We start from the raw sequence: 12,659 nt of genomic DNA, 5'->3' as shown, positions 1-12,659 counted from the left end.
GGGGGCCTTCAGTGGGATTCGGCGAGGCGGGGAAACTGATGCCGCACGGCCGCGGCATAGCCGCCCTCGCCCTGCTCCAACGTACGGGCGACGCGCCCGACGGTGGTCACGCTGACCATGGTGCGTTCGTGGATCTCGCGATACGGCACGCCTTCAAGCAGCAGCGGCACCACGCGCCAACGATCGGACATGGCCTCCAGCTCGGCCGGAGTGCACAGGTCGCGCAGGAACGCCGCCACGTCCGCCGGGTTGTCGAGCGCGGCAAGCGCCTTCGCCAACGCCTTGAATCCGGCGTCGGCGTCCTTCCTCGACAGTGTGAGCGGGCGTTGTTTCATTGTGACAGCGTGTTAATGCGTTAGTACATTATGCACAGCACCCGAAGCGGCGCAAGTCCGCTCGTTCATCTCGAAGTTCGGGAACGCCGGCGGACTGCCTAGAGGCCTGCGGGCCCACCTTGCTGGGGCCCGACTTGCTGCATGGACGCGTGTGCCGTCGACCGTTCCGGCCTATCAACAGCGCGATTGCAGTGTCGGAGAACCTCATCCACGTCGACGCCAGCTGCATCCTCCACCGACGTCACGCTCCAGCGCGTAGCGGGATCGCGAGGGTCACCCTGCCAGGCGATGAGCTTCCCACTCGAATCCTGCAGAGTCCTGGCGCCACCTTCGCTGAGACGTGCCAGAGTCACCCCGGTCATGCCCGAGCGCTGGACGTCCTGAAGGACACTGCCGGCGATACCGCAGACGTCATCGTGGGCACCAACGTCGAGGACACTCCGGCCATCGGCCAGCCCACGAGCCTCGGAGGCTCCGTTGCCTGGACTCATGGGCTGCGCCCGACCCAGTTCGATATGGTCCGGCGTATCGACCTCACGACGCCGGGCGACCGGCTCACCCACCAGAGTCCATCCCGCCTCGCTCAGTCGATACTGAAAACCCCGGGGCCCAGTGACACTGAGGTCTCCCGCGACATCAAGCTCGACCCGGGCCATTTCGAGCCTGGCGAGCTTGTTGATCCCCGACGAGATTGCAGGGCCAGAGGGAAGGCCGAGTTCGACATTCCTGAAAATCCGTGCGCCCTGCGCAGGGTTTCGCATCATTGCATCGAACAGCTGGAGCTCGGGATTGATGTTGAAGCCGCGCGCGAGCGCCGCATCGCCGTTCACGTAGACCACATCCCTCCAGCGCGTGCTCAGCGCGCCGTGCCCCGTCTCCATGGCATTCATCAAGCGAATGCCGGCAAGCACGGAGTCTCTCCCGCTGACTATCGCCTTGCGCGCTTGCGGATTGAGACCTTCGATTCCGCTTGATCCGATCCAGTGCTCCACCGCCTCGGAACTCATCTCTGTGCCTAGCAACTGCTGGAGCAGTCTTGCGCCGCGAGTCTCGTTCTGATTGAACAGCTTGCTGGTCATCGCAACGATTTCGCCAACCGCCGCAGGGTCGGAGACGCCGAGATCCTGCAGCCATCCGACCTGAGAAAGCGGCTCACCGATCCGGGCCCATTTGTACTCGATCTGCTCGCGATTGAGCGCGTTGACGAAATCGCGACCCGAGTCGGACCTCAGGTACGCGTTGAGCCGCTCCTGCTCGCCCTGGGTAAGACCGTTTCCAACTTGCCCTCTCCGCTGAAGCCGGTTTGTCAGCGAGTCGACCTCGACGTTGCTGAACCGATCTTCTGGCCGCGACCAAGCCTGGTAGTTGTCCAACAGCAGGTGAACTTTCTCACCCCGGCCTCGCTGCCCGAAGTCCCACTGGACCATGCCGACCGACCAACCCGAGTTGCCAGTGCTGTGTACGAGTGCGTATGCGGGGAAGGTACCAACCTCACTTGCTCGGCCGACGGCGTTGTATGCAATCGCCTCAAATGACACTTTGCTCAGTGGGTTATAGACATCCTTGTCCATGCTGCTCACTCCCTGGCTTGTTCAAGCTCCTGGATCTTGCTGTCGATTTCCGAAACCCGCTGCTCCGTCCAATGCGCGCGACAGGCCTCCGTGAGGTCGGAGGCTTCCCGTCGCGACATTCCATCCGCGAACGGTTCCAGAGAGCACGCAGCGTCGCGCCATGCACGCCATGCCTCATCGGCCGCGGAGGCAAGCGTGCCCAAATCGTCCAGATAGGCAGGATCGGATTCGACATACGTGGCGAGGCGTCTCCTGTTGATCGCAAGCATCTCGGCGCCAAGGTCACGCAACCTGCGCTCCGCCCGATGCATGTCCCGATAAGGCTTGCATGCGTTTGCACGCAGAGCCTCGCATCGGGCGATCAGCTCTTCACCCACCCCTGCGAAACAGGCTTCCTTGGCAGTGAGCTCACTGATCGAATGACAGTCTTCGCCTTCAAGAACTGCGTCGACATGCGCCACCTCGCCGTGACCTGATGACTGAAGCGCGCGGGCGTCCCGAGTTGCTGCTGTGAGGGCCAATGATGCTGTCAGCAGTATCACGTGCGCAGGCATCGTGGTGCGAAACGGGGAAGTTTTCGACATTGCGGGTCCCTCCATGTAGTCGACAGGCCCACCCTCTCGCCATTGCGGCGGAGCCGGGTGCCATGGCGTGCTTCCTTGCACGCGCCGAGTCTAGCGCCATCTGTGCTACTGGACGGGGGCCGTTCCGCAGTTCGGGAAATCCCCTACACCGCCTGTGGGCCAGCGGGGCACACCATCGCGGCCGGCTACCTGCCCCGCCGCTCCGCCACCATCCACGCCAGCGCCACGCCACAAACCGCGCCCACCATCTCCATCAGCACGCGGGTGCCGAGGCCGTTGGGGTCATGGATCTTGGCCAGCGCGATGCGGGCGTACACGGGCGATTCCAGCTTCACCACGCCCATGTAGAACAGGTGCCAGATGTCGATGCCGGCACCAACCGCCACCGCCGACAGGCAGGCCCAGCCGATGGCGTGGCCGGGCGTCCAGCGCTGGCGCACGCCGATGGCGTGGAACAGCGCGTAGGCCAGCGCGCCGATCAGCAGCGCGATCAACCCGGCCTCCAACGCCCCCAGCCAGCCCAGGTGCAGCGGCAGGTTCAACCCGGGACGCCGCTGCGCGGGATCGCAGCGAGCAGCGTGCCCTCTTCCACCAGCCTTACAGCGGCGGCAACCTCGCCATCCAGCGCGCGGTCGCGGTCGAGAAACGGGATGCGCGTGCGGATCACGGCGTGCGCCGCCGCCACGGCCTTGCCGGGGTGGAACGCCTCAGCGGCCGCGAGCTCGCCGCGCAGGCCGTCGACTTCGGCGATGAAGGCCGCCTGCGCCGCGGCATCCGGCAGCGCGCCGGCCTGCACCTTCGCGGCGAACGCCGGTGCGTCCACGCGCCGCGCCAGGTCACGCGCGGCATTGATCATGTCGCGCCGCAGGTCCAGCGCCTGGGCAGCGGTGTACAGCTCCAGCGCGAGCACCTTGCCGAGATCGGCGGCCATGGCCAGCACGTGGCGGGCTTCGTTGGCGCCCATGGACACGTGGTCCTCGGCGTTGGCCGAGGTCGGGATCGAATACACGCTGGTCGGCATTGCGCGGCTGGCGAGGTCGTTGACGATCGCCGCGGCGGTGTACTGCACGATCATGAAGCCGGATTCGGTGCCGTCCTCGTTGCCGATCAGGAACGCCGGCAGGCCATCGTTGGTGGCCGGGTCGACCAGCTTGTTGAGGCGGCGCTCGGAGATCGAGGCCAGCACCGGGATCGCGGCCTTGACGTAGCTCATCGCCAGCGCCAGCGGCATGCCGTGGAAGTGCCCTGCGGAAATCACTTGCTCCTCGACGTGCTCGGCCACCTTGTCCGGGAACACCAGCGGGTTGTCGGTGACGGAATTGAGCTCGACCTCGAGCACGCGCGCGGCCTGCGCCACCGCGTCGCGCACCGCGCCGTGCACCTGCGGCACGCAGCGCAGCGAATAGCTGTCCTGCGGCTGGTGCTTCTTGCCGCCGCGGAACGGGCGGAAGCGGTCGTAGAACTTCTCGCGGCCGTGGCGCTGGCCCAGCGGCACCCAGTCCCAGCCGATGTCGAAATTGAGCGCCTGCGCCGCGGCGACATCCCAGCTTGTCGGCAGCCACTGCCTGAAGCGTGGCACCAGGTGGTACGGGATATCCGCCAGCGTGGAGCCTTCAAGCAGCGCGCGCAGGTGCGCGGCGGCCGCGACCTGGCCCGGGTGCGGGCGCAGCGCGTGCACGTCCTCGGCGAACGCGCCCAGGCGTCCTGCAAAGGCGTCGATGGTCATCGCCGCGGCGAGGTCCGCGGTGTCCAGCAGGTCCTCGAGCTGCGCCACCGCCAGCACGCCCATCGCCAGCATCTGCGCGGTGCCGTTGTTGAGCGCCAGGCCTTCCTTGTACGACAGCTGCAGCGGCTCCAGGCCGGCGCGGCGCAGCGCTTCGGCACCGGGCATGCGTTCGCCTTCGACGAACGCCTCGCCGCCGCCGAGCAGCACGATCGCCAGGTGCGACAGCGGCGACAGGTCGCCCGAGGCGCCCACCGACCCGAGCGCCGGCACCACCGGCACGATGCCGGCGTTGAGCATCGCGGCCATCGCCTGCAGCGTGCCGACGCGGATGCCCGAGTGCCCACGCAGCAGGGTGTTGATGCGGATGCACAGCATCGCGCGCACCACGTCGGCGGCCAGCGGCTCACCGACGTTCACCGCATGGGTGATGATCAGGTTGTGCTGCAGCTCCTCGTGCAGCGAGCGGCCGGAGGGCGTGGCGCCCGGCAGCTCGTCGCGCAGCGGATGCGCACCGAGCAATTTGTCGGCATTGCTGCCGAAGCCGGTGGACACGCCGTAGATCGGCTCCTCGCGGCGCACCTGCTCGGCCAGGAAGTCGGCGGCGCGGGCGACCGCGGTCAATGCGCGCTCATCGAGCGCGACGCTGGCGCCCCGCGCAACGGCCACCAGCTGCGCGCGCGTCAGCGACAGCCCGTCGAGGCGGATCACGTTATTGCCCACCCTGCACCTTCCATTGTTCGCGCTCCACGAGCAGCGTCTGCGCCAGTTCGGCTTCGACGACTTCGAACTGTTCGCCGCGACGGAGGTCCTTGACCGCCACCACGCCGCGTTCGGCCTCGTTGTCGCCACGGATCACCACGAAGCGGATGCCGGCGCGGTCGGCGTACTGCATCTGCTTGGCCAGCTTGCGCGGCTCCAGCTGGGTCTCGACGTTCAGGCCGGCAGCGCGCAGGCGCTGCGACAGCGCCAGCGCGTGCTCAAGTCCCGCATCATCGAACAGCGTGACCAGCGCATCGACCGAACTCTCTGCCGTCGTCACCAGCCCCGCCTCGCGCAGCTGCCAGAACAGCCGCGTCAGGCCGATGGAGATGCCGACACCGGGCAGCTTCGACTTCGTGTAGTGCCCGGCGAGGTCCTCGTAGCGGCCGCCCGAGCAGATCGAGCCGATGCCCGGGTTCGCGTCGAGCACGGTCTCGTAGACCATGCCGGTGTAGTAGTCCAGGCCGCGCGCGATCGACAGGTTGATCGCGTAGCGCGCCTCGGGCACGCCCATCGCCTGCAGCGTACCGAGCAGCGCGCGCAGCTCGTCGCGGCCTTCCTCGAACAGCGCGGTGCCGGCGCCGAGCGCATCGAGCCGCGCCAGGGCGTCATCGTGGCCCGTGGAGCGCACGCGCGAGAACGCCATCAGCCGCTCCACCACGTCCGCGGCAATTCCGAAGCCTTCGCCCTCGAGCGTCGCGCGCACCGCGTCTTCGCCGCGCTTGTCGAGCTTGTCGATCTCGCGCAGCACCGCCGCCTGGCGGTCGCCTTCGATGCCCAGGCCCTCGAAGTAGCCGCGCAGCAGCTTGCGGTGGTTGAGCTGGATGGTGAACGCGCCGATGCCCAAGGCCTCGAACACCGCGTGGATGACCGCCGGGATCTCGGCGTCGAAGCGCGGCGACAGCGTGTCCTTGCCGATCACGTCGATGTCGCACTGGTAGAACTCGCGGAACCGCCCGCGCTGGGCGCGCTCGCCGCGGTACACGCGCTGCATCTGGTAGCGGCGGAACGGGAACGCCAGGTCGTGCTCGTGCTCGGCCACGTAACGCGCCAGCGGCACGGTCAGGTCGAAGCGCAGCGCCATCTCCGGCACGCCCTCGGCGCCGCCGGACTCGGCCGCCTTGCCCAGCGCACCGGTGGACTGCACGAAATACACCTGGCGCTCGGTCTCGCCGCCGGTCTTGGTCAGCAGGACCTCGGACAGCTCGAACACCGGGGTTTCCACCGGCAGGAAGCCGAAGCGCTCGAAGGTGCCGCGGATGGTGTCGAGCATGCGCTGGAAGGCGATCTGGTCGCGGGGCAGCAGCTCCATGACGCCCGGGGGCGTACGTGGCTTGATCAAGGCGGGAAACTCCGGGGACAAGGTGGACCGGTCAGCCCCGCATTCTAGCGACTGCCGGCACATTCCCGGCACGACCAACAACAAGGGGCTTGCCCTTCGCGCTCACGACTCCTAAAATGCGCGGCTCACCGACTCGGGGTGTAGCTCAGCCTGGTAGAGCGCTACGTTCGGGACGTAGAAGTCGCAGGTTCGAATCCTGTCTCCCCGACCACTGGTGATTGCAAGCGAAGACCGGCCCATCGGCCGGTCTTTTCGTTTCCGCGCCCGGCGCGGCTTCCTGGAGTCCGTTTCCCCCATGCGTGCAGCAGCGTCCCCGGCATCGCCCACCCCCGCCCTCGGCGCGGGCGCGGCGCTGGTGCTCGCCGGGATCGTGCTGTCCGCGTTCAACCTGCGCACCGCCGTCACCTCCATCACCCCGCTGCTGGACGTGCTGGGTCGCGAGTTCGCGTTCGGCGCCACCATGGCCGGCGTGCTGGGCATGCTGCCGAGCGCGGCCTTCGCCCTGTTTGGGGTGGCCACACCCGCCATCGCGCACCGCGCGGGCCTGGAACGCACCGCGTTGCTGGCGATGGCGCTGGCCGCCGCCGGGCTGGTGCTGCGCTCGCTCGCGCCCGGCACTCCGGTGCTGATCGCCGGTTCGCTGGTGGCCCTGGCCGGCGCCGGCATCGGCAACGTGGTGCTGCCGCCGCTGGTGAAGCGCTACTTCGCCGCGCGCATCGGCATGGTTAGCACGCTGTACATCGCGGTCATGCAGATGGGCACCATCCTGCCCGCGCTGCTGGCCGTGCCGGTGGCCGCGGCCGTGGGCTGGCGCATTTCCCTGGGTGCCTGGGCCGTGATCGCAGTGGCGGCGATCCTGCCCTGGCTGGGCGTGCTGTGGATCGAGCGGCGTGCCGATTCGGCGCTGGCACGCGTCCACGACCGCGCCGTGCTGCCCGGCGACGGCGCCCCCGAACTCGTCGCCCCGCCCCCGCGCGTGCGCACCTGGCGCACCGCGATCGGCTGGGGCATGGCGCTGATGTTCGGCATGACCTCGCTGATGACCTATGCCCTGTTCACCTGGCTGCCCAAGCTGCTGACCGACGCGGGCGCCAGCCCGGCCTACGGTGGCGCGATGGTGGCGTTGTTCGCCGGCCTGGGCCTGCTCGGTGCGCTGGTGATGCCGGCGATCGCTGTGCGCGTACGCAACCCCTTCCCGATCGTCTTCGCCTGCGCCGCGTGCCAGGTGGCGGCGTACGCGGGGCTGCTGGTCGCCCCGATGGCCATGCCACTGCTCTGGGTCTCCCTGCTCGGGCTCGGCGGCTGCACCTTCCCGCTTGCGCTGACCCTGCTCAACAAGCGCACCCGCACGCCGGCGGGCTCCGCCGCTCTCTCGGGCTTCACGCAGGGCATGGGCTACACGCTGGCCTGTCTTGGCCCGCTGCTGTTCGGGCTGCTGCATGAGACCACCGGCAGCTGGACCTGGCCGTTCGCCATGCTCGCCGCAAGCGCCGTTGTGATGCTGCTGGGCGCGTGGCAGGCGTGCAAGCCGCGATTCCTCGAAGACGCCTGGCAACAAGCCTGAGTGGCCGGCGGCGCGCGAAGCGTCGCGCAACCTCGCCAAGCGCTCTCTCAGCCTCGGGACACGCCCTGCACGTCCACCAGACGCGCGCGCAACACATCGAGGCTCAAGTCCGCCGCCGCCCCTGGCGACACCCGCGCCAACAGGCTCGCAGCCGGATCGCCTTCCGCCCAGCGCGCCGGATCGGCGGCCTGGCGGTAGGCATCACGGAACGGCACACCCTCTCGCGCCATGTCGACGGCGAGGTCCGTGGCATACATCGACGGCTCCAGCGCCGCATGCATCCGCTCCACGCGCCAGTCCAGGTTGCGCAGCAGGTCCGGCAGCAGCGCGAGCGCCTGCAAGCCCTTGCCGAAGCCATGGAACAGCGCGCCCTTCGACACCTGCAGGTCGCGGTGGTAGCCCGACGGCAGCGACAGCAGCTGCTCGATCTCGCAGCGCGCCGCGGCCACGCTCGCGTAGGTCGCGCGCATCAGCTCGATGACGTCGGGATTGCGCTTGTTGGGCATGATCGAGCTGCCGGTGGTGTACTGCGCGGGCAACGCCACGAAACCGAACTCCGCCGCCGTGAACAGGCTCAGGTCCCAGGCGAGGCGGCGCAGGTCGAGCATGGCGCTCGACAGCGCCTCCAGCGCCGCCATCTCGAACTTGCCGCGCGACAGCTGCGCGTAGGTCGCCGCGACCTGCATGCGCCCGAAGCCGAGCGCGGCGGTGGTGTGGTCGCGGTCGAGCGGCAGGTTGACGCCGTAGCCGGCGGCGCTGCCGAGCGGATTGGCGTCGATCCAGGCCAGGGTGTCGCGCGCGCGCGCCGCGTTGTCGATGAACGCCTCCGCCCACGCCGACCACCACATGCCCAGCGACGACACCACCGCGCGCTGCAGGTGCGTGTAGCCGGGCAGCGGCACGTCGCGCTCAGCCGCGGCACGGTCGAGCGCGATGCCCGCGACCTCCACGCACAGCGCCTGCGTGCGCGCCAGCTGCGCCTTCAGCCACAGCCGCGTCGCCACCAGCACCTGGTCGTTGCGGCTGCGGCCGGTGTGGATGCGGCGCCCGGCATCGCCGAGGCGCTCGGTGAGGCGCGCCTCGATCGCGGAGTGGCCGTCCTCGTAGCGGTCGTCGAGCACGAAGCGGCTGGCGCTGAAATCACCGGCCAGCACGTCGAGCTCGCGCTCGATGCCGGCGAGTTCGTCTTCGGCCAGGATCGCGATGCGCGCCAGGCCCTGCGCATGCGCGCGGCTGGCCTCGATGTCGTGCAGGAAGAACTCGCGGTCGAGCACCACGTCGTCGCCGGCCAGGAAAGCCTGGATGGCGGCATCGACGGTGACGCCGGGCTTTTGCCACAGAAGGTCGGACATGTCGGTTCCAGCGGGATCAGTCGAGCGGGATGCCTTGCGTCTCGGGATAGCCGAAGGCGAGGTTGAGGTTCTGCAGCGCCTGGGTGGCGGCGCCCTTGAGCAGGTTGTCGAGCGTGGCCACCACCACCAGGCGGCGCCCGTCGGCCGACAGCGTGAAGCCGCCGACCTCCACGCCGTGGCGGCCGGCGATCGCGCTCACCCACGGCGCTTCGTCCACCACGCGCAGCAGCGGCTCGCCGGCATAGCGGGCGTGGTAGCGCGCACGCACGGTGTCCAGCGTGACCGGCGTGCGCAGGTGCAGGTTGGCGGTGAGCGTGATGCCGCGGAAATGCGGCGCCACGTGCGGCATGAACTCGACGGGCGCGCCCAGGTGGCGTGTGACCTCGCGCTCGTGCAGGTGGTCCACCAGCGCGTAGGGCATCAGGTTGTCGCGCAGCTTGCCGGGATCGTTGCGGTCGGAGGGCGAGGTGCCGGCGCCGGAGAATCCGGACACGCCGAAGCACTGCACCGGGCCTTCGAGCGCATCGAGCATCGGCGCGATGGCGAACTGCATGGCGCTGGCGTAGCAGCCCGGGTTGGCGATGCGCCGCTGTCCGGCATACGTGGCGCGGGTCAGTTCGGGCAGGCCGTAGTACCAGGCGTCGTCAAAACGGTGATCAGCGGAGAGGTCCACGATCACGGGGTCGGCGCCCTGCCCGGCCAGGCCGGCGACGCAGGCATCCGACTTGCCGTTGGGCAGCGCCAGCACGCAGGCATCGACGGCGTATCCGCCCAGCGATTCGTGCGCGATGTTGGCGTAGCGCAAGTCGCCGCGGTATTCGGGCACGTGCGCCGACACCGGCTGGCCGTCGAGTTCGCGCGAGGACACGAACGCGAGCTCGAAGCCGGGGTGCGCGGCGAGCAGGCGGATCAGCTCGGCGCCGGTATGGCCGCGCGCGCCGACGATGCCGACCGACTTAATCATGCTGCACCGCCGACGTTGCGCGCGCGGAATGATCGAGCAGCGTCGGCTGGCGCACCGCGCAGTGCGCCACCGCGCGCTCGATGTCCGGGAACGCCTGCAGGCCGTACCAGAACACCTTCCACTTGGCCTGCTTGTAGCAGCCGTCGGACTCGGCGTAATAGAAGATGTTGACCGCGTTGTCGTGGCGCGAACGCCAGAACAGCCGCGGGGTTTCCTCGCGCATCACCTGCCACACCGCGCGCCCGAGGCCCTCGCCCTGGGCGTCGTCGAGCACCGCGAACTTGTCGAGGTACGGCACGCCGTCCACTTCGGTGAGGATCACCGCCGTGCGGTAGTGCTCGCTGACGTAGGCGCGCAGCAAGGGCGTGCGCTCGAAGTAGTCGTGCGCCAGCGTGCGCCCGAAGGCCGATTCGATCAGCGTGCGCAGCCGCGGCAGGTCCAGCTGGTCCCAGCGTTCGGCGCGCAGCACGCGCTCGCCGCGACGCACCAGGGTGCCGGAGCCCTTGTGGGTGAACAGCTCCTTGGCCAGCTCGCCGGGGCGCGTGATCGACACCGACGACGAATGCGGCAGTGCCATCAGCAGGTCGTGGATCTGCTCGATCTTCACCCGCATGCCGGAGTGCAGCCAGGGCTGCGCCAGCAGTTCGTCGTATTCGGTGCTGAGGTTGATCGAGTCGATCAGCTCGCCGTCGGCGCCAAGCAGGCCGCCGGTGCCGGTGAGGAACACGATCTTGTACGGTTGCAGGGTCTTGATGAGTTCGTTGGCGGCCCAGTCGGCGTTGACGTTGACGATCTGGCCTTCCGCCGTCTCGCCGAGCGAGGCGATCACCGGGATCGAGCCGGCCTTGATGGCCGCACCCACGCCGTCTGTATCGACGCGCGCGACCTTGCCGACCAGGCCATAGCGCTCGCGGTCGAGGAACGCGCACTCGAACACGCCCGACTGGATCGACGTGGCGCGCACGCCCTCCGCCTGCAGTGCCTCCACCAGGCGCAGGTTCTCCTCGCGCATGACGCGGCGCACGATCGCCAGGCCTTCGGCATCGGTGTAGCGCAGGTTGTCGACCACGCGCTTCTCGATGCCGGCATCCCGCATGGCTTCGTCGAGCTGCGGCCCGGCGCCGTGCAGCACGATCGGCGTCAGGCCGACCTGCTGCAGGAACGCCAGCGACGACACCAGCTCGTCGAGCTGGTCGCGCAGCACGGCGCCGCCCACCTTGACCACCGCGAAGCGCGCGGCATCGAGCTGCGAGAAGCGCTTCAGGTACTGGCTGATTTCCTTGGTGCTGCCCATGCCGGACAGCAGCCGGACGATGGTCTGCCGGGTCTGGCGGTGGACGTTCTGCATGGCGGGCGTTGCGTTCATGTGGCCTTCGAGAGGATGGCGTGCACGGCGCCGGCGTAGCGTGCGAGCTGGTCGAGCGACACCCATTCGTCGGCGGTATGCGCCTGGGCGATGTGGCCGGGCCCGTAGACGATGGCGTTGAGGCCGGCGGCGGAGAACAGCGAGGCTTCGGTCCAGAAATCGACGGCGTTGCCGATCGCGAGGCCCAGGCCGTCGGCCAGGTCGCGTGCGGCCAGGCGGCGCTCTTCCGCGGCAGACACGTCGCCGGCCGGCAGCGAGGGGCCGAAGAACGTGGGCGTGTAGTCGCTGCCTTCCGCGGCCAGCGCGGCGAAGCGCGCGTGCAGCATCTCCATGTCCTGCGACGGCAGCGGGCGGAAGCCGAAGCGCACCTCGGCCGCAGGCGCGATCACGTTGGCCTTGATGCCGCCCTCGACGCGACCGATGTTGAAGCGCAGCCCGGTCAGGCCGCCGAACCGCTGGTGGGCCTCGCCTTCGGCCAGCGCCAGCGCGTCGACGCCCCAGCGCATCGCCTTGTGCACGGCGCTGGCGGACAGCGCCTGCGCGCCCGATGCATGGCCGGCTTCGCCGTGGAAGCGCAGCTGCACGGCGGCGATGCCACGGTGCGCGAGCACCGCCTCGCAGCCGGTCGGCTCGGCCACCAGCACGTCTTCGAAGCCGTGCGCGGACGCCAGGAACGCGGCGATGCAGCGCGGATCGTTGGCTTCCTCGTCGCTGGAGAACAGGAACGCCGCATCGCCGTCGCTGGCCTGCGCCGCGGCGATCAGCGCCGCGGCCGCGCCCTTGATGTCGCAGGCGCCGAGGCCGATCGCGCGCCCGTCCTCGACGCGCAGCACGTGCGGATCGGCGGTCCATGCCGGCGAATCCGGCACCGTGTCCAGGTGCACGTTGAACAGCAGCGCCGGCTGGCCGCGGCGCGCGAACAGCGACACCGCGCCCGCGCCGTGGTCGCTGACCGTCACCTCGAAATCCGGCAGCTGCCCGCGGATGTAGTCGAAGATCCCGCCGCTGTCGATCGCGCGCGGCGGGTTGCGGGTGTCGAACGCCACCAGCGCGCGCAGGTGGCGCAGCACGGCATCGAGCAGCGGGTCGCCGGCGT

At 69.2% G+C, this 12,659-nt stretch carries 11 protein-coding genes and 1 tRNA gene; 2 read left to right on the top strand and 10 right to left on the bottom strand.

Annotated features, from left to right (window positions below; genetic code table 11):
• Positions 1-8: 8 nt before the first annotated feature.
• The 6 genes from JHB91_RS01065 to hisS form a co-directional block, all read right to left on the bottom strand.
• Positions 9-335, bottom strand: coding sequence for a YerC/YecD family TrpR-related protein (locus tag JHB91_RS01065; protein WP_199470860.1), 327 nt, complete (start codon positions 333-335; stop codon positions 9-11).
• A gap of 98 nt (positions 336-433) precedes the next feature.
• Positions 434-1,906, bottom strand: a complete 1,473-nt coding sequence (locus JHB91_RS01060; RefSeq protein ID WP_199470859.1) for a hypothetical protein — start codon at positions 1,904-1,906, stop codon at positions 434-436.
• A 5-nt stretch (positions 1,907-1,911) separates the two neighbouring features.
• Entirely contained in the window at positions 1,912-2,490 is a 579-nt protein-coding gene (locus JHB91_RS01055; protein ID WP_199470858.1) for a hypothetical protein, read from the bottom strand.
• Between the two features lie 185 nt (positions 2,491-2,675).
• Positions 2,676-3,032: a hypothetical protein gene (locus tag JHB91_RS01050; protein WP_199470857.1), complete on the bottom strand. Its 357-nt coding sequence runs from the start codon at positions 3,030-3,032 to the stop codon at positions 2,676-2,678.
• Positions 3,029-4,936, bottom strand: a complete 1,908-nt coding sequence (locus JHB91_RS01045; protein ID WP_343225033.1) for an aromatic amino acid lyase — start codon at positions 4,934-4,936, stop codon at positions 3,029-3,031. The genes JHB91_RS01050 and JHB91_RS01045 overlap by 4 nt, the downstream gene beginning before the upstream one ends.
• The gene (gene hisS, locus JHB91_RS01040; protein WP_199470856.1) at positions 4,926-6,317 is read right to left on the bottom strand and encodes a histidine--tRNA ligase; all 1,392 of its coding nucleotides are present in this window, start codon (positions 6,315-6,317) and stop codon (positions 4,926-4,928) included. Before hisS ends, JHB91_RS01045 begins: the two co-directional genes overlap by 11 nt.
• Before the next feature lie 134 nt (positions 6,318-6,451).
• On the opposite strand from hisS, the gene JHB91_RS01035 reads away from it, so the two are divergent.
• Positions 6,452-6,528, top strand: a tRNA-Pro gene (locus JHB91_RS01035).
• 84 nt (positions 6,529-6,612) lie between these two features.
• Positions 6,613-7,881, top strand: coding sequence for an MFS transporter (locus JHB91_RS01030; RefSeq protein WP_199470855.1), 1,269 nt, complete (start codon positions 6,613-6,615; stop codon positions 7,879-7,881).
• 47 nt (positions 7,882-7,928) lie between these two features.
• Here the strand turns inward: JHB91_RS01030 and argH are convergent, their stop codons facing one another.
• From argH to JHB91_RS01010, 4 genes are read right to left on the bottom strand one after another with little or no spacing between them, the layout of a single operon-like run.
• A complete protein-coding gene (argH, locus tag JHB91_RS01025) occupies positions 7,929-9,233 on the bottom strand; it encodes an argininosuccinate lyase (protein WP_199470854.1) in 1,305 nt (434 codons plus the stop codon).
• Positions 9,234-9,249: 16 nt separating this feature from the next.
• Positions 9,250-10,197, bottom strand: a complete 948-nt coding sequence (argC, locus tag JHB91_RS01020) for an N-acetyl-gamma-glutamyl-phosphate reductase (protein ID WP_199470853.1) — start codon at positions 10,195-10,197, stop codon at positions 9,250-9,252.
• A complete protein-coding gene (locus tag JHB91_RS01015; RefSeq protein ID WP_199470852.1) occupies positions 10,190-11,563 on the bottom strand; it encodes an acetylglutamate kinase in 1,374 nt (457 codons plus the stop codon). The genes argC and JHB91_RS01015 overlap by 8 nt, the downstream gene beginning before the upstream one ends.
• Positions 11,560-12,645 carry an acetylornithine deacetylase gene (locus JHB91_RS01010; RefSeq protein WP_199472608.1) on the bottom strand — a complete coding sequence of 362 codons (1,086 nt, stop codon included), beginning with the start codon at positions 12,643-12,645 and terminating at the stop codon, positions 11,560-11,562. Before JHB91_RS01010 ends, JHB91_RS01015 begins: the two co-directional genes overlap by 4 nt.
• Positions 12,646-12,659: the final 14 nt, after the last annotated feature.

The organism is Luteimonas sp. MC1828 (genome assembly GCF_016461615.1).
Lineage (GTDB): Bacteria > Pseudomonadota > Gammaproteobacteria > Xanthomonadales > Xanthomonadaceae > Luteimonas.
The sequence above is the reverse complement of the archived record's forward strand: the minus strand, read 5'-3'. Positions and strand labels throughout refer to the sequence as shown.